The sequence below is a fragment of the Skermanella rosea genome (genome assembly GCF_016806835.2).
Lineage (GTDB): Bacteria > Pseudomonadota > Alphaproteobacteria > Azospirillales > Azospirillaceae > Skermanella > Skermanella rosea.
The window spans coordinates 5,810,446-5,833,760 of sequence record NZ_CP086111.1 but is presented as its reverse complement, the minus strand read 5'-3'; the positions used below and the strand labels follow the sequence as shown (position 1 = coordinate 5,833,760).

Here is a 23,315-nt window from a genome sequence, read left to right as displayed (position 1 = left end):
ATGGTCTTCATCGCGCCGATCGTCGAGGGACATGGGGAAGTGGAAGCCGTACCCGTGCTGCTGCACAGGATGGCAGCGCACCATATGTCGAATGTTCCCCTGCGCGTGAACCCGCCGATCCGCGTCAAATGCGGATCCTTCCTGAACGACGACGTCTATTTCCGCAAGCATGTCGCCCTGGCGGCTGCCAAGGCCGCTCCGCAGGGAGGCCATGTCCTGATCCTGCTGGATTGCGACGATGCGAAATGGTGCCCGGCGACGCTGGGGCCGCATCTCCTGGAAAGGGCGAGACGGGTCAGGCGTGATGTCAGTCATCTGGTCGTGCTCGCCAACAAGGAATTCGAAACCTGGTTCATTGCCGCCATTGCATCGCTCGGTGGTCAGCAGGGAGTCGCCCGCGATCTAGTACTACAGCCGTTCACTTTCGATTGAGGTTCGTCGTTTCCAGTGACTGCGTCGAGCCCTTTGCTGGTGGCGTCTTCGCCAGAGTGACCAAGCGATAGCGGTTCCGGGGTCGCGCGGGCTTTGGGAGACGAGGGAATGAAGCAGGCGACGTATCTCGGGCACGGTCAGGGGTAGAAGGTCGGCCATCAAGTCGGCCGGGTCCTTTCCCCCCGATCGCCGCCTGACGCACGACGGTGAGAAAGGCGAAGGCCAGCAGGACCAAGGTGATATGCCGGTGCCAGCCGGTCCAGGAGCGAACCTCGTACTGGTCAAGCCCGACCTCCTGCTTGGCCATTTCGAAGCTGCTTTCAATGGTCCAGCGCGCGCCAGCCACGCGAACCAGATCGGCCAGGGTCGTGCCGTCCGGAGCGCAGGTCAGATAGAACGTCAACTCGCCATCACCCAGCCGCCGCCGGATCAGCAGTCCCTTCCGCCACCCCTCCGGGGCGCCGCGGAAGGGAAGGCAGGCCCAGTCGTACAGCCTGGGTCCCTTGGTGCCGTCGCCCGCACTGAGCCGGTGCCATCCATCGGCCGGCACCTCCTCGACCCAATCACTTACCGTCCCCGGCCACAGGCGCTGTCCACTGGTGACGGCCAGCACGTAGCCGATGCGGCGGCGCTCCAGGGCGCGCCGGATCGCACTGTCGGCGCCATAGACGCTGTCGCCCGCTACCCAGGCGCGGGGCACGCCGGCATCCAGGGCGCGCTCCAGCATCGCCAGGCCCAGTTTCGGCTTGGTGGCGAAGGCCACCGTGTCGGGCACCCAGGCGGACCGGCGGCGCGCCTCGTCGGTCGCCCAGGCCTGCGGCAGGTACAAGGCGCGATCGATCAGCGCGTAGCCGTGCTGGCCGGCGTAACCGAGGAACACGCCGACCGTCGCTCGCAAGTCTCGCTCGGACTACGGCCTTCGAAGGCTTCGCCTTCGATCCTTCGGACCGCCCTCCGTCTGGCAATTCTCGATGCGTCCGGCAGTCCCGGAGTACTGACGCTGCACTCCGACGGAGTGCTCGCCCTTCTTGAGAAAGCCGGTCTCGTCGAGCACCACAACGGCACCGGGGTCGCCCAAATGCTCGACGACATAGGCGCGCAGGTCATCGCGCACCGCATCGGCATCCCAGCGCATGCGCGCCAGGAAGTCCTGGACGCTGTCCGGACTGGTATCACCGGCGGCTTCCGCCAGATGCCAGCCGTTCTTCCGTTCCAAGGGCGCAAGAAGACCGGCCAGATAGCGCCGTGCCCGTTCCCGGGCCTCACGTCGATAAAACCGGCGCCCGATCCGTTCCACAACAGCGTCCAAACCGCTCGACCAACTCGCTGCTTCCGTAACCGTCGTCATGCTGCGCCCCCATCAGTCGGAACGCTAGGTCAACAATCCTGACGCCAATCTATCCCGGCTGTAGTACTAGCAGGGCTTATCGTAGTGGAACCAACGAGGGCTGTTTCGCTGCTCGATGTTCCGTCGTAACCGGAGACACGCAGATGAAATCTCGTTTGTTGTTCCAAGAAATGTCGAGTGCTGGCTGTGCATCGGCAGAAATCAATTGGGGAGTTTGTGAGACCCTATGCTTATCAGAGGTAGCACAATGAAGCAGGCAAATTCTCCCGTGAGTTAAATATCCCCACCGGAATGTCCGGATTTGGTTTCGTATTCTTCCTGTGCAACCCGACGTTTCCGGCGGAGTTCACCTACCGACATGACTTTTGAGCCGTCCCGTGCCTCGACCAGTGCCAGCGTCAGCGCTTGAAGACGCTGCACCAGGATATCTTGAACTGCCTGAAACCGTCGGCGCTCTTCCGACATTTGCGCCTCCAGCCGGCTGATCGTGACTTTGAGGTCGCGTATCTGTTCGCGCAAGCCCGGAGTAGAAGAACCTGGCATCGTCTCTACAAGGATCTTCCAATCCGACATGATTTCAGCGTTACGGTAGACGGTAGCACGAGAAACTCCAGACTCGATGACCAGGTTCTCGTTTGTCAGGGCGCCATCAGTCTTGACGGGACGGCTCCGTATGAGGCGCAGCAGCGCGGTGCGTAGGGCTAGTTCATTCCGTTCCCTATTGCGGCGGCATTCCGACGGAATGGCCTCTAGCTCGGTGACGCGGAGCTCGGTGCGGTGGATGATCTCTCCGCGAGCCTCAAGGTTCATTTTCATCGGACGGTTACGGGGCTGCTTTCATGATGATCTCATCGTATTCACGGATCTGCCTGGTCAGGCTGGCGCGTTGCGGACCACTGCGGCCGGCTTGATCACGCAGCGCAACCGCATCGTCACGCATTTCCTTCCACGCTGGGATATGGTTCCGGCAGACCACGGAATTTGGACATTTTCCTGGCGCGCAAAACGGCATCACCGGCGCGTTGGCGTTCACTTTCTCTTCCGGTCGAAGACACAGAGCTGTCATAGGATCGAAGTTGCAGAGGTTCAATGCACCTACGTAAATGGTTGAAGCAATTGATCGTAGTGCGCCATTCGTGGCCATTTCATGGCGAGATGTATCTATTTTAGCTTGGATTCCTGCTTTTGCGGCTTTCCAAGTGCTGACCAGCCGTTTAGATCCAGGCCCAATATGGATGCCTTGATCGGCATCCTTCTCCATTTCCTCGAGAAGGTCGAAGTTGGCCAGGATTCTCTCCTCGAATATCTCATTGCGCAAGCCATCATCATCGCTGCCCGCGTACCCCTCGAAGATCATCGTTTTTACGTGATTGTATTGGAGTTTGCCGGCAATGATGCCGAAAGGTTCGCGGGCGATGTGCCGGGCCAAGGTGCGGCGGAACTGGGACGGTGTGAAATGGCTTGGCACCTTGACACCGAAGCGGTTTGTGATCATTTTTGCAAAACTGTAAGTCATTGTCTGGATACGCTGGGGCGTAGTCGGGAATCCATGTTTTCGGGATTTGGTGCCCAACGCATGGGCGTTGAGCACAAGGTGATCATCGTCATGACGCCTGCGCATGGATTCCCATGCTCGTTGAAGCAGCATAACGGCGCGAGCGGCCTCTTCCGGGATGACCCATTCAACTGGTTTCGGCTTTTTTCCTTTTTGCACACGCTTTTTCGCAGGCAAGCCGATAACCTTCCAGCGGATCACGTCGCCTGTTTTCGGGTCTTTTACCGCCTGCAAGCAGTCGCGGCGAAGCATCGTTAATTCGAGAGGCCGTATGCCGCTGAGGTACATAAGAAGGCAGGCGCAGGCGGCCGTCACGTGCAGAAGCTCCTGAGTCGTTTCGTACCGGGGAGAGTACGTGCCCGCCGGCTCTATCAACCAGGGTTCACGCCAAGGATGGCCGAGGTCCGGGCAATTCGAAATCAAAGTTTTGGGCACGGTTGACCAGTCAAGACCGTCGCGAGGCCTATAGACGCTCGTCGCGAGGTGAGCTTCAAACGCCTCAACCCGAGCCACTACGTCGTCTCCGTACCGATCCACGTACCGCAAGGCATGAACGATGATGGGATGCAGAACTTCGTCCGGGATGATTTCTGTTGAATTTTCACGAGTTCTAGGCTCGACGCCGACGAGGTGCGACGTGAGCTTGCCGCCATAGGGGCGGAACGTCATGGGTCTGCTCAGGTGAAAACGGTATGCGTCGAGGGCCCAAATTGGTTTTAGGTGCTGCCAGACGGTTGAAGGATGAACTTTGTCGCCGCGTGCTTTCCTGACTTCTGCTCTTGTGAACGCAGCGGCATTACTCGGGTACTGCAACCAAACTCGGTAAGCATGAACCATTGGCTGGGTAACATGCGAGAACGACTCAACAAATGGATAGTAGCGAGCTAACCACCGAATGAACCGCTTCATCGAGCCAAGTTCTTGAACACAGGTCGCCGCGGAAACGAACTTAACCCTATTAGATATAAGCGTATTCATTCTGTGGTAGTAAAGCTCTTTGAGGGTACGCTTGATATCTGGCGATGCGATCCATCGGAAGTCGAGCACCAGCAAACGCCGGCGGCGATCCGCATAGTCGGCCATCGTCAGATCCCACTCGTCGTCTCCGAACTTGCTTGCGACGCCTGGAATGCCTGATAGCACGGGAGTGTCATTAGTGATGTCCTCCGTTCTCTCGGGTTGTTGCAGAAGCGTCTTTTCCCGAAGGTCAGCCAAGGATGAAGCAACTTCGGCAACCGGGATGCCAGCAGATGAAAAGTATGTATCTTTCACTTCAGCCTCACGTCACAGCAGTTCGGGAGGAAGATGAATACAACCTGATAGCCCTTCGGAAATGGCTCGTGCCTCACCAATCACACCCGCGGGAAAGGCCGGAAGAATGACTTCAGTGATCTGGGCATAAGCAAGGCTGAACTTTTTTGTCCAGTCAGCCTCAGCAATACCTCTTCGTTGTTCGGTGATGTGATCAAGGTAGCGCAAGATGCGCGGGAGCACACGTCGAGTGACAAGCGCGTTTGGGCATTCGAAGCAGGCCCAGAACGACTTGGAGCAAGGATCTCCCGGCGCATCCCAGGGTGAGTTGTAAAAGTTCTTGCACGATGCCAGCCATGCGTCAGTTGCGCCAGACAGAGCTTGGCGGACCTGTTCAGGCGGTTCGTTGATTTTCTTGGCTGCCGCTGCGACTGCTTCAGCCGGCGCATCCTCAGGAATATCGACTACCTTGATGTTACTCTCAAGGGCGTGGGCGAGAGCAGCTCGGGCGGCATTGACGACGGTTTGTTCGTATACAGGAATAAGTGCCTTGTTTTCCAAGTAGTGTTTTGCACCTACGTCTTTAGTGTGATCATCTGTCGTAAGGCTTAAGTTGCCGTTCGATTTGAGAAGACGTGTTGTTTTCCAGGTAGTGCGAAGCCGCGCCCGGACAATCCTAAGTTTCTTGCCGTCATCGCCTTTAAGGTTGTAGTACTTACAAAGGTAGCGAGATAGCGTTTCAAATTCGTTCTGCTCGTAAGACTTAGTCCAAAGGGCGCCCTGTGTGACGCCTCGGGCAACAGCCAATCGTTTAGCATAAGCGAGCAGACCGCCTGCTGTTTTGAACGTATCGGATGGCACGATAGTCTCGCCCCAATCTATAGCATCCGCCTGTTTGACGCGGTGCGGATGTGATGGTGCGCGGGACTTCCGATAACGCAACCGGACCTTATTGCGTACCTCCGTGATATTTTCGACCTGAAGGCCAGTTATGCATTCCGGCTCGATTCCAAGCGTCAGGCCTAAAGCAGTAATAAGCATACGTTCTCGCAGGCTGTCGAGTTGCCATTGCTCTGGCCAAGTTGAGGTAACCCGATCCTTATCCAAGTGGCTACGCAAGAACATCGAGATAGCGTCGAGTATGCGGCCGGCCTCTTTGACGCTGTAGGGTAGACGGGACTCGGCATCATCCACTTTCTGGTCCAGCAGGAATACAGTACTGTACCATTCACCTTCGAGTTCTTCAGGGTGCTTACTGTGAATGTGCTGAATGATGCGGGTAATTACGCGCTTTCTGTGGTATCCTACGATGCTTTTGATACTCTTGTTCGCGACGCGTTCGTCAATGTGGCTCTTATAAGCTATGAACATCCACATCGCGAGCGGGCGCTGCACTCCAATTTGGAGATCAACATCAATTTCATTCAACCACAAAAAGAAAGTCTTTGCTGAATTATGCCAAGTACGAGCAGTGTGGATAGATCTGACAGGTCCGCCAAGTGCAGTTAGCTCGTAAAGCGTCCGAAGGAAAAGATGCCCAAGCTTCGATCTGTTCGCTGCCCATGCCCAGCTCAGATCTACGACCTTGCCTGCACTGTCTTCGAACCGCAGCACCCAATTCGCCAGACCGTGAAATTCGTGCGGATTACCGATGATATGGGAGGACGCAACATCTATCGGTTTTGCCTTCCGACCTCGTTTGGTCAGAGCAAGGGCGTGATCACTCACCACAGCCGTATTCCACTTCAGAATCGATTGCCCCATGGAAAACTTCCAAGATCTCATCGATGGGAAAATCCTCGGCCAGAAGGTCGATATAGATGAAAGTTGACTCATAGGACGAATGGCCTAGAAGTTTTTGTAGTCGGCGTAGTGGGTCCCCGAGAATAGTGTCGTAAAGGGTTTTGGCTGAGTAACCGGCGCATTCGCTGGTGAGCTTTCGTGCCTCTTCTTGCGCTCTAGCTACAGATTCATGGTTGTGTTGTATTAGCTTGGATAAAGTATAAATAGCAAAAGTATGGCGCAGAGTATGAGGCGTGGCTTCAACTCCAGCCAAATGCGATGCTCTGCGGAATACGAATTCCCAACCGTTTCCGCTCATCGGTAAGTTCGATTGGTTCAGCCAAAACTCGTGAGGAGGCCTATCGTAAAGACCCACCCGTTTACCGCGAGCCACTTGGTCAACCCGTAAAAGATCACGATAAAAAAGTAAGCTATTTTCGCACTTTGGCGAGATCCTTACCTTTCGGCCTTTGCTTCCTTTGGCCACTTCGGGGCGAACACGATGGTTGAACCCTTTTCCCGTTGATGGTGGCATTGCCGCCGCGGGTTTTGGGATATCACTGTCTCGGAATCCATTGCCCTCATCGAGCCGTAATCCAGTAGTCAAGAGCAGGTCGGCGTAAGCAATGTTACGCGACCCGTACCGTCCCCGCGCGAGACCCTCGTCACGAAACTTCTTGAATTGTGCAAGGGTGATGAACTTGGCTCTCTCCGGTGCGGCAGCCGCGCTCCTGATCGCCCACGCAAACAGGGGCATATTTACGGGATTGCGGGGGAGTATCTCGCGCAGTACGCATGCGTCGAAAAAGCGCTTCAACGCTGCAGCCTCGGCATTCCAAGATCGCTCCTCAATCCCATCAGTCTTAAGTCGGTAACGCTTGTAGTCTGAGAGTGTCGTATTGTCTAACTCTGATAGCGTCTTGCTTCGGCGCTGGAGGTAACGCAAAAAGCGAAAGGCGTGGCGTGCATAACTTTCCATTGTCGTGCGCCCAGCGATCAAGGACGATAGCTCAAGCATGACCCCAGACAACGTTTCGTCGCAGCTAAGCCGATCATCCAGGATAAAGGGAACACGATCGTCGATCCCCCTGGCGTCCAGCGTTCGAAGCGCTATAGGCCGTAGCTGTGTTTGCCAGATAGTTTCAAAATCGTGGCCGAGGATCTCTGGATCGAGATCCTTTTCGAGCATGTTACGGCGGGTGAACACTATCTCCACTCGGTTCCTCCGCCCTTCCAATGCTGGGTCCAAGTCACGTTCCTGGCACACCCGATTTTGAGTCGCGATTGAGAACAAAACAAGAACCTAAAGGAGTTAATGAGGTTTAGGAAGGTAGCCTATCGATAATTTATCATTTGGTAAAATCATAATATTTATCTCGAATTTTCATGATCTAAATCAAAAAATGAGACTGCTAAAACACTCACATTTCCCGGTGATCAGGTGCTTGCGGCCGTTCAGGCGCAACAGCAGGTCGTCCACCCGGCGCTCGTTCAGCCGGACCGCGAAATCGCCCAGGTGCCAGACCGTGTCGTCCGGGCCGACCGTCTCGTTCCAGCGCGCGACCATGGCCTCGTCCATGGGGCCGGTGGAGGCGAAGGGCCGGCCATACATGAAGATGACGCGATGGTCGTTGAAGTGGCTGTCGCTGGTGAAGAAGACGGTCATGAGGTCCCGTTCAGGACGCGCCGGCCAGCCACATCGGGTTCTTCAGCTGCTTGAGCAGGGCGCCGTGGGCCTCCAGCTCGGCCTCGGTCGGGGCGTGGGGGCGCGGTTCGCGGCGGATGCGCTCGACCTTGACCGGACCTTCGGCGTCGCCGGCGGCACCGCGCCGGTTGCCGGCCAGCACGAGGTCGGGCTGGCGGCCGCCCTGGAGCTCCAGATAGACCTCGCCCAGCAGCTGGGCGTCGAGCAGCGCGCCGTGCAGCGTGCGGTTGGAATTGTCGATGTTGAAGCGCCGGCACAGCGCGTCCAGGCTGGCAGGGGCGCCGGGGAACTTGCGGCGCGCCATCTGCACGGTGTCGAGCGCGCGGCTCATCGGCAGCGTCGGGATGCCGAGCCGCTTCAGCTCGGCATTGATGAACCGCATGTCGAATTCGGCATTGTGGATGACCAGCCGCGAATCGCCGATGAAGTCCAGGAACTGGCCGCAGATCTCGGCGAAGACCGGCTTGTCCCTCAGGAACTCCTCCGACAGGCCGTGGACCGCGAAGGCCTCCGGCGGCATGTCGCGCTCCGGATTGATGTAGAGGTGGAGGTACCGGTCGGTCGGAACGAAGTTGATCGCCTCCACGCAGCCGATCTCCACGATGCGGTGGCCGGTCAGGGGATCGAAGCCGGTCGTTTCGGTGTCGAGGACGATTTCACGCATGGAAGTGCTTCACCGTGACGGGACTGTATCTGCGGGGTGGCCAGACGCGGGACCTCCGGCCTGTGACCAATCTGACGATGCGGGCGAGCGCGCGCAAGGTGCGGGCCCGGCCGAGGCCGGTTTCCACCACGAAATCGGCGCGGCGGCGCTTCTCCCGGTCGGGCATCTGGCGCCGCAGGATGCCGGCCAGCTTCTCCGCCGTCATGCCGGGCCGGGCCAGCACGCGGGCGCGCTGGATCGCGGGCGGCGCCGTGACGCAGACGACGGCATCGACCCGCCGCTCGCCGCCGGTCTCGAACAGCAGGGGAATGTCCAGCACGGCCACGGGGTCGCGCCGGGCGGCGCATCGCGCGAGGAAGCGGCGCTGGGAGCCCTGGACCAGCGGGTGGAGGATCCCCTCCAGCCGGCGCAGCGCCTGGGGATCGCGGAACACCACGGCGCCGAGCGCCTGGCGGTCCACCGCGCCGTCGCGCACGGTGCCGGGGAATTGCCGGTCGATCAGGGGCACGGCGGCGCCGCCCCGGCCCAGCAGCCGGTGGACCGTGGCGTCGGAATCATGGACCGGAACGCCCAGCCGCTTCAGCATCCGCGCCGCCGTGCTCTTGCCCATGCCGATCGAGCCGGTCAGGCCCAGGACGATCATGGCCACCCGGGCATCAGAGGCCTTCCAGGACGAACCGGCGAAGTTCCGGCGTGACTTCGGGCACCCGGCCGAACCAAGCCTCGAAGCCGGGGCGGGCTTGGTGGAGCAGCATGCCCAGCCCGTCCACCACGGGGTTGCCGCGCTCCATCGCCGCCTTCAGGAGCGGGGTATGGAGCGGCGTATAGACGATGTCGGTCACCAGCGCCGCCGGCGGAAGCCGGCCGAGGTCCAGGTCGAGCGCCGGCTGGCCGCCCATGCCCTGGGTGGTCGTGTTGACGACCAGGGCGGCCCCGTCCAGGGCGAAGGCGCGTTCCTCCCACGGCAGCACCCGGACCGGGCCGCCCAGCTCGGATGCCAGGGTCTCGGCGCGGTCGCGGGTCCGGTTCAGCAGGCGGATCTCCGGGGCGCCCGCGTCGGCCAGGGCCACCAGGATCGCGCGGGCGGCGCCGCCGGCGCCCAGCACCACGGCGGGGCCGGCACCGGCCCGCCAGTCCGGCCGGTCGGCGCGCAGGTTCTCCATGAAGCCGAAGGCGTCGGTGTTGCGGCCCTCGATCGTGCCGTCTTCCGCCACCACCAGCGTGTTCACGGCGCCGATGCGGCGCGCCACCGGATCGACCCGGTCGCAGGCCGCGATCACCGCCTCCTTGTGGGGCACGGTCACGTTGGCGCCGCGCAGGCCCAGGGCCGGCAGGGCCCGGACGGCCTCGGCGACGCGGTCGGGCGGAACCGCCAAGGGGATGTAGGCGCCGTCGATGCCGTAGCGGTCGAGCCACCAGCCATGGAGCCGGGGCGAGCGGGAATGGCCGACCGGCCAGCCCATCACGCCGGCCACCACCGCCTTCGCTGTCAGGATCATGATGCCAGGATTCGCCTCTGTCTCAGATAGTCCAGCACCGGCAGCAGGGGCATGCCGAGGATGGTGAAGTAGTCGCCCTCGATCCGGTTGAAGAGCTGGCTTCCCAGTCCCTCCAGCTGATAGGCGCCGACCGAAGTCAGCACGGCGTCGCCCATCGCGTCAAGATAGCGGTCGATGAACGCGTCGCTGAAGTCGCGCATGGTGAGCGTGGCGACGTCCACGTGGTGCCACTGGCGCTGGCCGTTCATCAGGGCCACCACGCCCGACACCAGTCGGTGCTTCCGGCCGCGCAGCGCCTGGAGGTGGGCCCTGGCCTCCGCCCGGTCGGCCGGCTTGTCGAACCAGGCGCCGTCGCATTCCAGCATCTGGTCGGCCCCCAGCACCAGGACGCCTGGGTAGCGCGAGGAGATGCGCTTGCCCTTCAGCTCGGCCAGCGCCTCCGCGACCTCCTCCGCCTTCAGGCCGGCGGCGCGGAAGCTGTGCTTGACTTCCTCCTCGTCCACCGCGGCGGCCTCGGCCACGACGGCGACCCCGGCGCCTTCCAGCATGGCCCGGCGGGCCTTGGAGGCGGAGGCCAGGACGACGGGCTGCTCGGACAGGGTGACAGGCTCTTCCGTCATGGCTTCTCGCTCTCCAGCGCGGCGCGGGCGGCGGGCGAGCCGGTCTGGCGCCGGGCCAGAAGCATCATGATCTCGGCCGCGGTCTCCTCGATCGAGCGGCGGGTCACGTCGATCACCGCCCAGCCGTGGCGGCTGTAGAGCCGGCGGGCCTCGGCGACCTCCTGGCGGACCACCTCCGGATCGACGTAGTCGGTGTCCTCGCCCTGGTTCAGCAGCCTCAGCCGGTTGCGGCGGATCTGGATCAGGCGGTCCGGATCCTTGGTCAATCCCACGATCAGCGGCCGGGTGACCTGGGACAGCTCGGGCGGCAGGGGGCAGCCCGGCACGAACGGCACGTTGGCCGCCTTGATGCCGCGGTTGGCCAGGTAGATGCAGGTCGGCGTCTTGGAGGTGCGCGAGACGCCCATCAGGATCACGTCGGCCTCGTGCAGGTCCCAGGTGCTCTGGCCGTCGTCGTGGGCCAGCGCGAAGTCCATCGCGTCCATCCGGCCGAAATACTCGGCGTCCAGCATGTGCTGGCGGCCCGGCTGGCTCTGGCTCTCCAGCCCGAGATACGCGGCCAGCGCGTTGATCAGCGGGTCGAGCACGGGGATGCAGGGCACCTGGAGTTCGCGGCAGGTCTCCTGCAGGCGGCGGCGCAGTTTCTCGTCGACCAGGGTGAACATCACGAGGCCGGGATTATCCTTGATCCCCTCGATGACCATTTCGAGCTGCCGCGTCGTCCGGACCAGGTTCCAGAAATGCTCGATCGGCTGCACCTGGTCGAACTGGGCCACGCAGGCGCGCGCGACGCTGTTGATCGTCTCTCCCGTCGCGTCGGACACCAGATGCAGGTGGAACTGCTTCAGACTTGAGTTCATGCCAAGGGTCAGCCTGTGTATATCTCGATGATTACCGGGGATAAGTCGGCCTTTTTCCGGGACAATGCCTGATGGCGCCCCGTCGATGATCGTAATGCCCCGGAAAGCCGGTGACCTGCCCCCGCTGCGGATAAATAAATGGGTCGCTGTGAGAGTCGCGGACAGCTCTCCATTCGGTGCATGTTATCCCCATGACTCCCAGAGTTGTTGAGTCTATAGCATTGCCGGTGGAATCGCTCAAACGATCCGGGGAGAGGCCCACAAATCCAGATGACCTTCCCACAGCCTGTGGATCATTATGGGGATGAAATGTAATCACCGGTTTCCACAGGGATCATCCACAGCCACCCTTCTTCTATAAAAAGAATCAGGATAGAAGAGTGTCTCGGACCTGAGTGGGGATAAGGCTTTCCGAGCCTTCCGCCTCGCCTTCTTTCGGAATGGAAATTCGCACCTTGGAAAGCTCGCAGAAGTTGTTCATCCGCGCCTTGAACGGGGAGACCCTGCCAAGGCCTCCGTTCTGGCTGATGCGTCAGGCCGGGCGGTATCTTCCCGAGTACCGGGCGACGCGGGCGCAGGCGGGCAGCTTCCTGGACCTGTGCTTCGCGCCCGAGCTGGCGGTCGAGGTGACGCTTCAGCCGCTGCGCCGCTACGGCATGGACGCCGCGATCCTGTTCTCCGACATCCTGGTGGTGCCGCACGCGCTGGGGCAGAAACTGGACTATGTGGAAGGCGAGGGGCCGCAGCTCGACCCGATTCGGGAAGCCGCCGGCCTGAACCGGCTGTCGACCGATGCCTTCCACGAGCGGCTGGCCCCCGTCTACGAGACGGTGCGGCGGCTCTCGACCGCGATTCCGGAGACGACGGCCCTGATCGGGTTCGCCGGATCGCCCTGGACGGTGGCCTGCTACATGGTCGAGGGCGGCGGCTCGAAGGAATACGCTCATGTCAAGCGGTTCGCCTACGGGGATCCGCAGGGTTTCCAGGCCCTGATCGACCTGCTGGTGCGGACGACGGCGGATTATCTCTCGGCCCAGATCCAGGCCGGGGCCGAGGCGGTCCAGGTGTTCGACAGCTGGGCCGGCGTGCTGCCGGCGCCGGAATTCCGCAAATGGGTGATCGAGCCGACCCGGCGGCTGGTCGAGCTGCTGAACGCCCGGCATCCCGGCGTCCCGGTGATCGGGTTCCCGCGCGGCGCCGGCGCGATGTACCGGGAATATGCCGAGACGACCGGCGTCACGGCGCTGGGGCTCGACACCACGGTGCCGCCGGAATGGGCGGCGTCCGAGCTTCAGACGAAGCTGCCGGTGCAGGGCAACCTGGATCCGATCATGGTGGTGGCGGGCGGCGACGCGATGCGCGAGGCCGCGGCCGGCATCCTGCGCAGCCTGTCCGGTGGTCCGTTCGTCTTCAATCTCGGCCACGGCGTGGTCCAGACGACGCCGCCCGAGCATGTCGGACAGCTTGCCGCACTGGTCAAATCCTGGCCCGACCTAAGTCAAGGCTGATGGAAATCATGCCCAGCCCCATTGGGGACTGGACAAATCAACCGGATGCAACCAGCTTCACCACCATGCCGAACCAGAAAATCGCTGTCGTCCTGTTCAACCTGGGTGGACCCGACAGTCCCGAAGCCGTCCGACCGTTCCTGTTCAACCTGTTCAACGATCCGGCGATCATCCGTATCCCCGGGTTGTTCCGGACGCCGCTCGCCCATCTGCTGGCCAAGCGGCGCGCCAAGCCGGCGGGCGAGATCTACGAGATCCTGGGCGGCAAGTCGCCTCTTCTGGAGAACACCCAGGCGCAGGCCCGCGCGATCGAATCGGCGCTGGCCGACATGGGCGAGGTCAAGGCCTTCATCGCGATGCGCTACTGGCACCCGATGAGCGACGAGACCGCCGACCAGGTGCGCCGGTTCGACCCCGACCGGGTCGTGCTGCTGCCGCTTTACCCCCAGTTTTCCACCACGACCACGGCTTCGTCCGAGAAGATGTGGTTTCAGGCGGCCAAGACCGCCGGCCTCGACAAGCCGACGGTCACCGTGTGCTGCTACCCGACGGAGCCCGGCTTCATCAATGCTGCCGCCCGGCTGATCCGGAGCGGGGTGGAGGAGGCCTCGGCCCACGGCAAGCCGCGGGTGCTGTTCTCGTCCCACGGGCTGCCGAAGAAGGTGGTCAAGGGCGGCGATCCCTACCAGTGGCAGTGCGAGCGCACGGCCGAGGCGATCGTCCAGGAGCTGGGCATGCCCGGCCTGGACTGGGTGAGCTGCTACCAGAGCCGCGTCGGCCCGCTGGAATGGATCGGCCCCTCGACCGATTCCGAGATCGAGCGGGCGGGTGCCGACAAGGTGCCCCTGGTGGTGGTCCCGATCGCCTTCGTGTCCGAGCATTCTGAGACGCTGGTCGAGATCGAGGTCGAGTACCGCGAGCTGGCCCACGAGAAGGGCGTTCCCCACTTCGTCCGAGTGCCGACCGTCGGCGTCGAGGACAGCTTCATCCAGGGCCTCGCCGGGCTGGTGCGCCGCGCGCTGGCCGGCGAGGTGGCGATGTGCTCCCAGGCGGGCGGGCGGATCTGCCCGGACGGCTTCCAGGGCTGCCCGCAACGGGCCCGCCAGCAGACCAACCGGCAGCCTTCCGCCGGCGGGCAGCAGGCCAAGCGCCCCCTGGCGGCCGAGTGAGGGCCGGGGATTGCTCTACGATTGGGTGAAGGCGCTTCACGTCATCAGCATCATCGCGTGGATGGCGGGGCTGCTCTACCTGCCGCGGCTGTTCGTCTACCACTGCGAGGCGCCGGCTGGATCGGCCACCTCGGAGACGTTGAAGGTGATGGAGCGCAGGCTGCTGCGCGCCATCATGAACCCGGCGATGATCGCCTCCTACGTGTTCGGCATCTGGCTCCTGGTGTTGAACCCGGGCTGGTTCGAGATGGGCTGGATCCACGCCAAGCTGGCCTTCGTGGTCGGCCTGACCGCCATCCACATGATGATGGCGGGCTGGCGCCGGAAGTTCGCCGAGGACCGCAACGAGCGGCCCCAGCGCTTCTTCCGCATCATGAACGAGGTGCCGACACTGCTGATGATCGGCATCGTCATCTTCGTGATCGTCAAGCCGTTCTGACACGGGGCGGCGATGCCGCTTGACAGGATGGGCGCGGATATCGACCGTTGATGCCGGTATCCCGCCGCTACTCTCATCCCCGTCCCATGATCCGCCGCGCCACCGCCTTCTCCGCCTCGACGATGAGGAAGGTGGCGAGGCCGAAGCCGGCGAGGATCAGCCAGTCGATGGCGGCGATGGCCGCGGTGCCGAACAGGTCCTGCATCAGCGGGACGTAGGTGAAGGCAAGCTGGAGCGCCAGGCACAGCGCGATGGAGATCAGCACCGGCCGGCTGCCGAGGATGCCCCGCGCGGACAGCACCGGGTTCATGATGGCCCTGGCATTCCACAGGTAGAAGATCTCGCCGACCACCAGCGCGTTGACCGCGACGGTCCGGGCCTGCTCCAGCGGCGCGCCGGAGGATTCCAGCCACAGGAAGAGACCGAAGGCGGGGATCACCAGCAGGACCATGACGAACAGGATCCGCCAGACCATGTAGCCGGTCAGGATGCCCTCGCCGGGGCCGCGGGGCGGCCGGCGCATGATGTCGGGCTCGCTCGGCTCGAAGGCCAGCGCCAGGCCCAGGGTCACCGCGCTGATCATGTTGACCCAGAGGATCTGCACCGGGGTGATCGGAAGCATGGTCCCGGCCAGGATCGCCGCCAGGATGATCATCGCCTGGGCCGCGTTGGTCGGCAGCAGGAACAGGATGGTCTTGCGCAGGTTGTCGTAGACCGTCCGCCCCTCGGCCACCGCCCGGGCGATCGAGGCGAAGTTGTCGTCCGCCAGCACCATGGCGGCCGCCTCCTTCGCGGCCTCCGTCCCCTTGTTGCCCATGGCGATCCCGACATCCGCCCGCTTGAGGGCCGGCGCGTCGTTCACGCCGTCCCCCGTCATCGCGATGGTGGCGCCGTCGGCCTGGAGCGCCTCGACCAGCCGCAGCTTGTGCTCGGGCGTGGTGCGGGCGAAGATGTCGGTGGTGCGCGCGGCCTCCAGCCACCCGCGCTCGTCCAGCCGGTCGAGGTCGCGCCCGGTGAGCACCGGGGCTCCGCCCAGGCCGAAGGCGGCGCCGATCGCCCCCGCGGTGACCGCATGGTCGCCGGTGATCATCTTGACCCGGACGCCGGCGCTGGCGCAGGCCTTGACCGCTTCGATCGCCTCCTCGCGCGGGGGATCGATCAGGCCGACCAGCCCCAGCAGCGTCAGGCCGCCGGCGACGTCTTCGAACTCCACGCTCCGCTGGTCGGGGGCGGCCTCCCGCACCGCGATCCCCAGCACCCGCTGGCCATGTTCCGCCATGGCCTCGATCCGGCGGTGCCATTCCGCGGCGTCGAGCGGCGCGTCGCCATCGGGCCGGCGCTCCGTCGACGCCATCTCGAGGATCCGTTCCGGCGCTCCCTTGACGTAGATCCGCGCGCCGCCGGCGCCACGGTGGAGCGTCGCCATGAACTTGTGGTCCGATTCGAACGGAATCACGTCGATCCTGGGCCAGTCCCGGCCGGCCCGGGCGGGGTCGAGCCCGGCCTTGAGCGCCAGGGTCACCAGCGCGCCGTCGGTCGGGTCCCCCTCCAGGCGCCACTCCCCGTCCCGCTCCGACACCGAGGCGTCGTTGCACAGCAGGGACGCGCGCGCGATCTCCGCCAGAACGGGATCGGCGCCGGAGTCTGTCGGGGAATCATCGGCCGCGCCGTCGGGCCTGAAGCCGCCGGACGGCGCGTAGCCGATGCCGTCCACGTCGTAGGCATTGCCGGATGTCACGACCCGGCGGACCGTCAGCTCGTTCCGGGTCAGGGTGCCGGTCTTGTCCGAACAGATGACGCTGACCGCGCCCAGCGTCTCCACCGCCGGCAGGCGCCGGATGATGGCGTTGCGCCGGGCCATGCGGGTGACCCCGATGGCGAGCGTGATGGTCATGACCGCCGGCAGCCCTTCCGGGATCGCCGCGACCGCCAGCCCGACCGCCGCCATGAACATGTCGTCCATGGCGAAACCCTGGAGCCAGACGCCGACCGCGAAGGCGAAGGCGGCCAGCGCCAGGATCCCGACGGTGAGAAGCCGGCCGAATGCCGCCATCTGGGCCAGCAGCGGCGTCGTCAGGGTCTCGACCCCGGCGATCATGGTGCTGATCCGGCCGATCTCGGTGCGGTCGCCCGTGCCGACCACCAGCCCGGTTCCCTGCCCCATGGTCACCAGCGTCCCGGAGAAGGCCGCCGGGGCGCGGTCGCCGAGGGCGGCGTCCGGGGCCACCGGATCGACCGACTTGGCGACCGGCACCGACTCGCCGGTCAGCGCCGATTCCTGGATCTGGAGGTTGCGGGCGGCGATCAGGCGCAGATCCGCCGGCACCTTGTCGCCGGAGGCGATCTGGACCAGGTCGCCGGGCACCAGCTCATCGGCGGGGATGGTCCGGCGCGTGCCGTCGCGGATCACGGCGGCGTTCGGCGACAGCATGTCGCGGATGGCATCGAGCGCCTGTTCCGCCTTGCCCTCCTGGATGAAGCCGATCAGGGCGTTGATCACCACCACGCCGACGATCACCGCGGCGTCGACCAGCTCGCCCAGAGCTGCGCTCATCGCGGCCGCCGCCAGCAGGACATAGATCAGCACATTGTTGAACTGGACCAGGAACCGCATCAGGGCGCTTCGCCGGGGAGGCGGCGTCAGCCGGTTCGGCCCGTAGCGGCCCAGCCGGGCGGCGGCCTCCCCGGCGCTCAGGCCCTGCTCGCCGGTCCCCAGCCGGCGGAGCGCCTCGGGAGCGCCGACCGCATGCCAGGCTTCCGGCGCGTCGGAGGAGCCGGGTTCGCCCGGAACCGGCGCCGGATTCGGCCGCGACCGGGTGTCGACGGTCATGATGTCCTCCACGATTGTTGGCCCTGAGCCTCAGTTGGTTTCCGCAGGCGGGATCACGAGCGCAATCGTGCGTCATCGGGCATCCCAGCGACAACCCGCCGCAGTGGCCATATCGGGACCCGAGCACCTATCCGCGGATATAGAGCTTCGGTACAGTTCCGGTTTCGTTTGACTTGTCAATCCGGTTCGTATAACTATATCTTCATCAGAAGGCCCAATCCCGAGAATCCTAAAGCATATTCTCAAGCGTCCCGCCCGGGGATGCTCCGACGGCCGATAGCCTCCTCTCTGCCGCGCTGCCCAAGCAACTGCGCCCGGCATTCAACTGCCGCTCCCGTCCCCCACAGGCTCCCGATGAACCTCCAAGAGTTGAAATGTAAGACGCCTGCCGAGTTACTGGCGTTCGCCGAAGAATTACAGATCGAGAACGCCAGCACCTTGCGCAAGCAAGACATGATGTTCGCCATCCTGAAGCAGCTCGCCGACAACGAGGTGCCGATCTTCGGGGACGGCGTGCTGGAGATCCTCCAGGACGGCTTCGGATTCCTGCGCTCTCCGGAGTCCAACTACCTGCCCGGTCCGGACGACATCTATGTCAGCCCGAGCCAGGTGCGCCGCTTCGGCCTGCGCACCGGCGACACGGTCGAGGGGCAGATCCGGGCGCCGAAGGACGGCGAGCGCTATTTCGCGCTGCTCAAGGTCAACACGATCAATTTCGACAGCCCGGACAAGGTCCGGCACCGGATCAACTTCGACAACCTGACCCCGCTCTATCCGGAAGAGCGGCTGAACATGGAAATCGAGGATCCGACCAAGAAGAACTTCACCGGCCGGATCATCGACCTGGTCGCCCCCCTGGGCAAGGGCCAGCGCGCGCTGGTCGTGGCGCCGCCGCGCACCGGCAAGACGGTGATGCTCCAGAACATCGCCCACTCGATCGCCCAGAATCATCCCGAAGTCTACCTGATCGTCCTGCTGATCGACGAGCGGCCGGAGGAAGTGACCGACATGGCGCGCAGCGTGCGCGGCGAGGTCGTCAGCTCCACCTTCGATGAGCCGGCGGCCCGGCACGTGCAGGTCGCCGAGATGGTGATCGAGAAGGCCAAGCGGCTGGTCGAGCACAAGCGCGACGTCGTGATCCTGCTGGACAGCATCACCCGCCTGGCGCGCGCCTACAACACGGTCGTCCCCAGCTCCGGCAAGGTGCTGACCGGCGGCGTAGACGCCAATGCCCTGCAGCGCCCGAAGCGCTTCTTCGGCGCCGCCCGCAACATCGAGGAAGGCGGCTCGCTGACCATCATCGCGACCGCGCTGATCGATACCGGGTCCCGCATGGACGAGGTGATCTTCGAGGAGTTCAAGGGCACCGGCAACTCCGAGATCATCCTGGACCGCAAGATCAGCGACAAGCGCACCTTCCCGGCGATCGACATCACCAAGTCGGGCACCCGCAAGGAAGAGTTGCTGGTCGACAAGGCGACGATCTCCAAGATGTGGGTCCTGCGCCGCATCCTGATGCCCATGGGCGTCACGGACTCGGTCGACTTCCTGCTGGACAAGCTGAAGCACACCAAGAGCAATTCCGAGTTCTTCGACTCGATGAACCAGTAATCCGCTTCCGGCGGACATGAAAAAGGCCTTTGCCTCTCTCCGCGCGGGAGAGGCAAAGGCCTTTTTCATTCCGTGTGGGAAGGGCGGCGGCCCGCCGCCCACGGTGCGCGGGACGCGCACCCTCCGCCGGGAACCAGTGTTCAGGCCGTCGTCGGTTGCTGCGGGGCGGTCTGGCGGCGGTAGAGGTCGGTGAAGTCGATCGGGTTGATCATCAGCGGCGGATAACCGCCGTCGCGGGTCGCGTCGGCGACGATCGCCCGGGCGAACGGGAACAGCAGGCGCGGACCCTCGATCAGCAGCACTGGACGGATATGCTCGTCGGCGAGGCCCTGGAGGGTGAACAGGCCGGCATAGGACAGCTCGACCAGGAACGCGGTGTTCTCGCCGACCTTCGCCTCGCAGCGCATCTCCAGCACGACCTCGTAGAGGGTCTCGCCGACCTGCTGGCTGCGGACATCGACGCCGACCGAGACCTGGGGAGCCGGCTGGCCGGGCAGCAGGGTCTGCGGGGCGTTGGGGTTCTCGAACGAGAAGTCCTTGACGTACTGGGCGTTGATGACGATCGGCAGGGCGGTGGGGCGGCTCTGGCCGGCGCCGGACTGGTCGGTCATGGTGATCTCCTGGTGAGCGCGTTGAAATGGCGCATGCGCGGTTCGTATCGGTTCTGCGCGTCTGGTGCTGTGGCTAGCACGGAACCGCGGGGCACGGCAATGAACGGGTGCCGCCGGGTCACGGTACGGGCGGCAGCCGGGCCGGAGCCCCGCGGGGGTCGAACTCCACGATGGCGCAGTTCGTCACCTCCTCCCCGGTCAGGGCGCGGATGAAGCCCCAGTGGCTGACGACGCCGACATGGCGCTCGTCCCTCATCCCGGCGGCGATGGCGCGGAACTCTGCCGCGCGCATCATGACGCCGTCCTCGTTCTCCTCCTGGTCGGGCCACCAGATCTCCGGCACGTGGTCGAACGCCAGGTAGGGCCACTGCTTTTCCAACTCCGAGCGGGGCGTCCCGATGTCGCACATGAAATGGGCGTGCTCGCCCAGGATGGGCTGGACCTCGATCGGCAGTTCGAGCACCTCGGCGATGATCGAGGCGGTCTGGAGAGCCCGCGTGTAGGGGCTCGCCAGCAGGCGTCTGAGCCCCCGGTCGGACAGCTGGGCCGCGGCGGCCAGCGCCTGGGCGCGGCCGGTCTCGGTCAGGCCGGGGTCGATCAATCCGGGATCGACGCGCCGGACCGCGAAGGCGGCGTTGAACTCGGATTGTCCATGGCGGATCAGAAGCATGATGTGACGTTACCGGTTATGGGGAGGGCGCCAGCGGCTGTCGGGCGGGGGGCTGTCGGGCGGCGGAAGGTCGGTCCGGTCCGCCGGACCGGGCGTGACATCGGTGAATTCCCCCTCGATGACGCCGGGCGGCGGCCTGTTGGTCCTGCGGGCGAAGGGATCGTCGGGATTCACCTCCGTCCCGTCGACGAACACGCGCATGCCGCCGCGCTTGCCCAGCAGGGCGATCAGGCGGCGGCGAAGAAAACCCCGGAAGGCCGGGATGAAAAGCAGGGCGCCGAGCGTATCCGTCACGAAGCCCGGCGTCAGCAGGAGCACTCCCGCGGCGACCAGGCAGAAACCGTCGAACACCTCGGCGACCGGCAGTTCGTTGCGGGCAAGGCTCTCCTGAGCCCGCCGGGCCACGGCGAAGCCCTGCACGCGCAGGAGAGCCGCCCCGGCGAAAGCCGTCAGGAGGATCAAGGCAAGGGTCGGCCACAGACCGATCAAGCCGCCCACCTGAATGAATACGGCTATCTCGATGATCGGAAGGATGATGAATGCGAGTAGGATGTACATGCGTGTCCTTGCTCTTTCCCCGGTAACGGCCTATCTACGAAAAGAGGCGTTTGTCGAAACCGGTACGGGGATTACCGGTACGGGGATTCGGCTGACACCGTACACATACGCTCTTCACGCGGTACAGTTAATACGCGCCCGGCTGACGGTCTAGGGCGAACCGACCAGGACATGTTCAATGGGCGAGGGGTTTTATTTCATCGATATCCTGATATTCGCCATGATCGCAGCCTTTCTCGTGTATCGGCTGCGCGGCGTTTTGGGCCGGCGTCACGGTGAGGAGCGCCAGCGACCCAACCCGTATTCTCCGCGGCCCGGCCAGGAGAGTGGAGACAACGTTGTGACGCTGCCGGATCGCGGTCGCATGCCCGTGGACCTGCCGCCGCCGTCGCCCGACGAGCCCTACTCGCTCGCGGCCGGCATCGCGCAGATCCAGGCCAACGATCCGACCTTCGACGAGAAGACTTTCGTCCAGGGCGCCCGCGCCGCGTTCGAGATGATCGTGACCGCCTTCGCGCAGGGTGACACGCCGACCCTCCGGCCGCTGCTGAGCGACGATGTCTATGACAATTTCGCAGCCGCGATCCGCAACCGGCAGGCCGCCGGCGAGACCCTGGAGACCCAGGTGATCGGCGTTCGCGACTCGGACGTGATCGAGGCCCGCATGGAAGGCCGGACCGCCTTCGTGACGGTCAAGTTCGTCAGCGACCAGGTCAACATCACGCGCGACAAGGCGGGCGAGGTGATCGACGGCGATCCCGAACAGCCGCTGGAGGTCGTGGACATCTGGACCTTCGCGCGCAACACGCGGTCACGGAACCCCAACTGGACCCTGATCGAGACCCGCGTCCCGAACTGACAGTCCGAACCGAACTGACCGGCCACGGGTCCGATTGGGTACATGCTCTCTCGTTTCATGAAGACCGGCCGTGCGGCCGGACCGATTCGCCGGACCGGCACCGCGCTCGCCGCGGTGCCGGCCGTTCTGCTGGCGTTCCTCCTGGCGGCGTGCGCGCCGGAGGCGCCGAAGGAAGCGGAGGTCGTTCCGCCGAAGCTGACGCTGACCCCGGCGCGATTCGAGGACCTGCCGGGCTGGCAGGCCGACGGCCAGGCCGACGCGCTCGACGCCTTCGCCCGGTCGTGCGGCAAGCTGGTGGTCCAGCCCCATGACCGGCAGCTGGGCGCCGCCGGCAGGATCGCCGACTGGATCGCCCCCTGCGAGGCGCTGGCGCGGGTGCCGCGCGGCGACCACGCCGCCGCCCGGACCTTTTTCGAGACCTGGTTCCTGCCCTACGCCGCGGCCGACAACGACAAGCCCGAGGGCCTGTTCACCGGCTACTACGAGGCGGAGCTGCGCGGCTCCGCCCTGCCCGGCGGCCGCTACTCCGTGCCGCTCTACCGCAAGCCCGCCGACCTCGTGATGGTCGACCTGGGCGAGTTCCGCGACGCCATGAAGGGAGAACGGATCGCCGGGCGCGTCGTCGACGGGCGGCTGCGCCCCTACGAGGACCGCGCGAAGATCGAGGACGGCGCCCTGAAGGGCCGTGGCCTGGAAATGGTCTGGGTCGACGATCCCATTGATGCCTTCTTCCTGCACATCCAGGGATCGGGCCGGGTCGTGATGGAGGACGGCAGCACCGTCCGCGTCGGCTACGACGGGCAGAACGGACATCCCTATGTCGCGATCGGCCGGGAACTGATCGCCCGCGGCGCCCTGACCCGCGAGACCGTGTCGATGCAGTCGATCCGGGAGTGGCTGGAGGCCCACCCGGACGAGGCCGCCGACCTGATGAACCGCAACCCCTCCTTCGTCTTCTTCCGGCCGCTCTCCGGCGAGGGTCCGGTGGGCGCCCAGGGCGTCGCCCTGACGCCGGGCCGCAGCCTTGCGGTCGACCGGTCCTTCGTGCCCTACGGCGTGCCGGTCTGGCTCGACGCCCAGGATCCGCTCGATGCCGGCGCGCGGGTCCGCCGCCTGATGGTGGCGCAGGACACCGGCGGCGCCATCCGGGGCGTCGTGCGCGGCGACGTGTTCTGGGGCCATGGCCCCGAAGCCGAGCTGAGGGCCGGCAAGATGCGGAGCCCCGGGCGCTACCATCTGCTGATCCCGCGCGCGGCGGCGCCGATCGGCTGATGCGCCGGGGCGATGGCGGTTGCCTCACCTGGTAATACCAACTAATTACACGGCACAGGATACCGAAACGGC

The 23,315-nt window shown here is 64.2% G+C and carries 21 protein-coding genes and 1 pseudogene; 7 read left to right on the top strand and 15 right to left on the bottom strand.

Annotated features, from left to right (window positions below):
- A complete protein-coding gene (locus tag JL101_RS27245; protein ID WP_201075719.1) occupies positions 1-432 on the top strand; it encodes a DUF4276 family protein in 432 nt (143 codons plus the stop codon).
- Here JL101_RS27245 and JL101_RS27240 read toward each other — a convergent pair.
- The 11 genes and pseudogenes from JL101_RS27240 to JL101_RS27190 all read right to left on the bottom strand — a co-directional run bounded on the left by JL101_RS27240 (position 419) and on the right by JL101_RS27190 (position 11,704).
- Positions 419-1,780, bottom strand: a pseudogene (locus JL101_RS27240) (IS701 family transposase). The gene JL101_RS27245 and the pseudogene JL101_RS27240 sit on opposite strands and share 14 nt — an antisense overlap.
- 273 nt (positions 1,781-2,053) lie before the next feature.
- Positions 2,054-2,596 (bottom strand): hypothetical protein, encoded by a 543-nt coding sequence (locus JL101_RS27235; protein WP_201075715.1) that lies wholly within the window; start codon positions 2,594-2,596, stop codon positions 2,054-2,056.
- A 7-nt stretch (positions 2,597-2,603) separates the two neighbouring features.
- Positions 2,604-4,607, bottom strand: a complete 2,004-nt coding sequence (locus JL101_RS27230; protein WP_201075712.1) for a hypothetical protein — start codon at positions 4,605-4,607, stop codon at positions 2,604-2,606.
- A 12-nt stretch (positions 4,608-4,619) separates the two neighbouring features.
- The gene (locus JL101_RS27225; protein ID WP_201075710.1) at positions 4,620-6,350 is read right to left on the bottom strand and encodes a hypothetical protein; all 1,731 of its coding nucleotides are present in this window, start codon (positions 6,348-6,350) and stop codon (positions 4,620-4,622) included.
- Complete coding sequence (locus JL101_RS27220; RefSeq protein ID WP_201075708.1) at positions 6,307-7,584, bottom strand: tyrosine-type recombinase/integrase; 1,278 nt, start codon at positions 7,582-7,584, stop codon at positions 6,307-6,309. Before JL101_RS27220 ends, JL101_RS27225 begins: the two co-directional genes overlap by 44 nt.
- Positions 7,585-7,764: 180 nt before the next feature.
- Entirely contained in the window at positions 7,765-8,034 is a 270-nt protein-coding gene (locus tag JL101_RS27215; protein WP_203098150.1) for a hypothetical protein, read from the bottom strand.
- 10 nt (positions 8,035-8,044) lie between these two features.
- Positions 8,045-8,737 carry a DNA polymerase III subunit epsilon gene (gene dnaQ / locus JL101_RS27210; protein ID WP_203098151.1) on the bottom strand — a complete coding sequence of 231 codons (693 nt, stop codon included), beginning with the start codon at positions 8,735-8,737 and terminating at the stop codon, positions 8,045-8,047.
- On the bottom strand, positions 8,730-9,380 hold the full coding sequence (gene coaE / locus JL101_RS27205) for a dephospho-CoA kinase (RefSeq protein WP_203098285.1): 651 nt from the start codon (positions 9,378-9,380) through the stop codon (positions 8,730-8,732). The genes dnaQ and coaE overlap by 8 nt, the downstream gene beginning before the upstream one ends.
- Positions 9,381-9,393: 13 nt before the next feature.
- A complete protein-coding gene (locus JL101_RS27200; RefSeq protein WP_211111165.1) occupies positions 9,394-10,236 on the bottom strand; it encodes a shikimate dehydrogenase in 843 nt (280 codons plus the stop codon).
- Positions 10,233-10,856, bottom strand: coding sequence for a Maf family protein (locus tag JL101_RS27195; RefSeq protein WP_203098152.1), 624 nt, complete (start codon positions 10,854-10,856; stop codon positions 10,233-10,235). The genes JL101_RS27200 and JL101_RS27195 overlap by 4 nt, the downstream gene beginning before the upstream one ends.
- Positions 10,853-11,704 (bottom strand): pyruvate, water dikinase regulatory protein, encoded by an 852-nt coding sequence (locus tag JL101_RS27190; protein WP_203098287.1) that lies wholly within the window; start codon positions 11,702-11,704, stop codon positions 10,853-10,855. Before JL101_RS27190 ends, JL101_RS27195 begins: the two co-directional genes overlap by 4 nt.
- Positions 11,705-12,162: 458 nt before the next feature.
- Here JL101_RS27190 and hemE point away from each other — a divergent pair, with 458 nt between their 5' ends.
- The 3 genes from hemE (at position 12,163) to hemJ (ending at position 14,832) form a co-directional block, all read left to right on the top strand.
- The gene (gene hemE, locus JL101_RS27185) at positions 12,163-13,224 is read left to right on the top strand and encodes a uroporphyrinogen decarboxylase (RefSeq protein WP_407697446.1); all 1,062 of its coding nucleotides are present in this window, start codon (positions 12,163-12,165) and stop codon (positions 13,222-13,224) included.
- A 65-nt stretch (positions 13,225-13,289) separates the two neighbouring features.
- Positions 13,290-14,393 carry a ferrochelatase gene (gene hemH, locus JL101_RS27180; RefSeq protein ID WP_203098154.1) on the top strand — a complete coding sequence of 368 codons (1,104 nt, stop codon included), beginning with the start codon at positions 13,290-13,292 and terminating at the stop codon, positions 14,391-14,393.
- Positions 14,394-14,403: 10 nt separating this feature from the next.
- Positions 14,404-14,832: a protoporphyrinogen oxidase HemJ gene (gene hemJ, locus JL101_RS27175; RefSeq protein ID WP_202680805.1), complete on the top strand. Its 429-nt coding sequence runs from the start codon at positions 14,404-14,406 to the stop codon at positions 14,830-14,832.
- A gap of 73 nt (positions 14,833-14,905) precedes the next feature.
- Here the strand turns inward: hemJ and JL101_RS27170 are convergent, their stop codons facing one another.
- On the bottom strand, positions 14,906-17,662 hold the full coding sequence (locus JL101_RS27170; RefSeq protein ID WP_203098155.1) for a cation-transporting P-type ATPase: 2,757 nt from the start codon (positions 17,660-17,662) through the stop codon (positions 14,906-14,908).
- A gap of 354 nt (positions 17,663-18,016) precedes the next feature.
- On the opposite strand from JL101_RS27170, the gene rho reads away from it, so the two are divergent.
- Complete coding sequence (rho, locus tag JL101_RS27165; protein WP_201075697.1) at positions 18,017-19,273, top strand: transcription termination factor Rho; 1,257 nt, start codon at positions 18,017-18,019, stop codon at positions 19,271-19,273.
- Positions 19,274-19,413: 140 nt separating this feature from the next.
- Here rho and secB read toward each other — a convergent pair whose 3' ends face one another.
- From secB to JL101_RS27150, 3 genes are all read right to left on the bottom strand, one after another.
- On the bottom strand, positions 19,414-19,884 hold the full coding sequence (secB, locus tag JL101_RS27160) for a protein-export chaperone SecB (protein WP_202680803.1): 471 nt from the start codon (positions 19,882-19,884) through the stop codon (positions 19,414-19,416).
- A 118-nt stretch (positions 19,885-20,002) separates the two neighbouring features.
- Positions 20,003-20,554 carry a histidine phosphatase family protein gene (locus JL101_RS27155; protein WP_203098156.1) on the bottom strand — a complete coding sequence of 184 codons (552 nt, stop codon included), beginning with the start codon at positions 20,552-20,554 and terminating at the stop codon, positions 20,003-20,005.
- Positions 20,555-20,563: 9 nt separating this feature from the next.
- A complete protein-coding gene (locus JL101_RS27150) occupies positions 20,564-21,112 on the bottom strand; it encodes an FxsA family protein (protein WP_203098157.1) in 549 nt (182 codons plus the stop codon).
- 178 nt (positions 21,113-21,290) lie between these two features.
- Between JL101_RS27150 and JL101_RS27145 the strand changes: the two genes are divergently transcribed.
- Positions 21,291-21,971: a Tim44/TimA family putative adaptor protein gene (locus tag JL101_RS27145; protein ID WP_203098158.1), complete on the top strand. Its 681-nt coding sequence runs from the start codon at positions 21,291-21,293 to the stop codon at positions 21,969-21,971.
- 42 nt (positions 21,972-22,013) lie between these two features.
- Positions 22,014-23,243 (top strand): murein transglycosylase A, encoded by a 1,230-nt coding sequence (gene mltA, locus JL101_RS27140; RefSeq protein ID WP_203098159.1) that lies wholly within the window; start codon positions 22,014-22,016, stop codon positions 23,241-23,243.
- Positions 23,244-23,315: the final 72 nt, after the last annotated feature.

Coding starts and splice junctions, on each gene's coding strand:
- JL101_RS27245 (WP_201075719.1), top strand. CDS start 1: ATGGTCTTCATCGCGCCGATCGTCGAGGGACATGGGGAAGTGGAAGCC.
- JL101_RS27235 (WP_201075715.1), bottom strand. CDS start 2,596: ATGAAAATGAACCTTGAGGCTCGCGGAGAGATCATCCACCGCACCGAG.
- JL101_RS27225 (WP_201075710.1), bottom strand. CDS start 6,350: ATGGGGCAATCGATTCTGAAGTGGAATACGGCTGTGGTGAGTGATCAC.
- JL101_RS27215 (WP_203098150.1), bottom strand. CDS start 8,034: ATGACCGTCTTCTTCACCAGCGACAGCCACTTCAACGACCATCGCGTC.
- dnaQ (WP_203098151.1), bottom strand. CDS start 8,737: ATGCGTGAAATCGTCCTCGACACCGAAACGACCGGCTTCGATCCCCTG.
- coaE (WP_203098285.1), bottom strand. CDS start 9,380: ATGATCGTCCTGGGCCTGACCGGCTCGATCGGCATGGGCAAGAGCACG.
- JL101_RS27200 (WP_211111165.1), bottom strand. CDS start 10,236: ATGATCCTGACAGCGAAGGCGGTGGTGGCCGGCGTGATGGGCTGGCCG.
- JL101_RS27195 (WP_203098152.1), bottom strand. CDS start 10,856: ATGACGGAAGAGCCTGTCACCCTGTCCGAGCAGCCCGTCGTCCTGGCC.
- hemH (WP_203098154.1), top strand. CDS start 13,290: ATGCCGAACCAGAAAATCGCTGTCGTCCTGTTCAACCTGGGTGGACCC.
- JL101_RS27170 (WP_203098155.1), bottom strand. CDS start 17,662: ATGACCGTCGACACCCGGTCGCGGCCGAATCCGGCGCCGGTTCCGGGC.
- rho (WP_201075697.1), top strand. CDS start 18,017: ATGAACCTCCAAGAGTTGAAATGTAAGACGCCTGCCGAGTTACTGGCG.
- secB (WP_202680803.1), bottom strand. CDS start 19,884: ATGACCGACCAGTCCGGCGCCGGCCAGAGCCGCCCCACCGCCCTGCCG.
- JL101_RS27155 (WP_203098156.1), bottom strand. CDS start 20,554: ATGCTTCTGATCCGCCATGGACAATCCGAGTTCAACGCCGCCTTCGCG.
- JL101_RS27150 (WP_203098157.1), bottom strand. CDS start 21,112: ATGTACATCCTACTCGCATTCATCATCCTTCCGATCATCGAGATAGCC.
- JL101_RS27145 (WP_203098158.1), top strand. CDS start 21,291: ATGGGCGAGGGGTTTTATTTCATCGATATCCTGATATTCGCCATGATC.
- mltA (WP_203098159.1), top strand. CDS start 22,014: ATGCTCTCTCGTTTCATGAAGACCGGCCGTGCGGCCGGACCGATTCGC.